Source organism: Tenacibaculum sp. E3R01 (assembly GCF_003318185.1).
GTDB lineage: Bacteria > Bacteroidota > Bacteroidia > Flavobacteriales > Flavobacteriaceae > Polaribacter > Polaribacter halocynthiae.
Window position 1 is genome coordinate 1 of sequence record NZ_QOCC01000011.1, and the last position, 1592, is coordinate 1592.

Below are 1592 nucleotides of genomic sequence, written 5' to 3' on the forward strand. Positions count from 1 at the left end.
CTTCGAAAACTAATGCTATTTTATCTGGGGTATTTTCTACTTGAGATGAAAAAATATTTATAATAGATTCTTTTTTTTCATATACAACATCAGTGTCATTAAATTCATTTATTTGCTGAGTTACTTCCTCTTGTGATAAAACATTTATATCCTCGATTAAAATAGTATCATCTAACAATATTTGGTCTATTACATTTACGAAATAAGACATAAATCGAGTAATCGTTTCTGATTTAAACAATTCATTTCTATATGTAAAATTCAATTTAAACCTATCTCTAAAGTCTAGTATCGTGAATATTAAATCAAATTTTGCCAAAGAAAATAAATCTTCAAACAACTTTACCTGTAACTCAGAGTTTTTAGAGAAAGAAATATCTTTCATCGATTGATAGCTTAGAAATACGTCAAATAAAGGGCTTCTATCTGCGACTCTTTCTATATTCAAATTATCAACTAAATCCTCGTATGGATATAATTGATGCTCTAAATCAGCTTGACTATTCTTTTGTACTTTTCTTAAAAACTCACTAAAAGTTAAATTCTCTTCAAGATTGTTTCTTATAGCTAATGTATTGATAAAAACTCCCGTTATAGCTTCCAAATCAATATGAGATCTTCCTGAAACTGCAGTACCAATTACTATATCCTTTTGATTTGTTAACTTGTGTAATAATAGATTATATATTGCTAAAAACACAGAGTAAACAGTAACCCCCTCTTTATCTGCTATATTATTTAAACTTTCAACATAATTATTATCCAGTTCTATTGCATGGTTTTTACCTTCAATATTGAATTTTTTAGGTCTCGGATAGTCATAAGGTAATTCAAGCGTTGTAGTTTCTTTAGAAAACCTATTCAACCAGTATTTCTTATGTTTAGTTACTTCCTTTTGATATTCTTCTCCTTCTTCCCAAACCGCAAAGTCTTTGTATTGAATTCTAAGCTCAGGTAAACTTTCTTTATTATAAAATGAGAAAAAATCCTTTATTAGTATAGAATTTGTAATTCCATCAGAAATAATATGATGGGTATCTATTATAAGAATATGTTCTACATCAGAAATAGATGTTAATCCTATTCTAAATAATGGAGATTTACTTAAATCAAAAGGTTTTACAAAACTTTTTAAAATTTCTTGTATATTTTGTTCTTTATCGAATCTTTTTATAGAAAATTGTATGTCTGATAAAATTCGCTGTACTAATTCCCCTTCATTAAACTCAAATACAGTTCGTAAACTTTCATGTCGTTTAATTAACTGCTCGAAAGAAAATTTCAATCTTCCTATATCTAAAGCACCACTTAAAGTGATAACCGTAGGTACATTATATTCTATAGTATCTTTATTATATTCATATAAATAATACATTCTTTTTTGAGAAGAAGATAAAGGATAATGTGGTCTATTTTCAGCTACAGGAATTGATATATAATCTACTATTGAAGAATTAGATATAAAATCTTTTATATATTTTATAGTAGGGTACTCAATAATATCTCTAGCTGAAACTTTTACACCAAACTCCTTATTTATTTTATTACTTAAAAAGATTACGTTTAATGAATCTCCTCCACAATTAAAAAAA

At 26.5% G+C, this 1592-nt stretch carries 1 protein-coding gene; it reads right to left on the reverse strand.

The window, feature by feature from the left end; all coding sequences use genetic code 11:
- Positions 1-1592, reverse strand: a 1592-nt coding sequence (locus tag DS884_RS01515) for a condensation domain-containing protein (RefSeq protein ID WP_233487090.1), incomplete at both ends; no start/stop codon positions are given.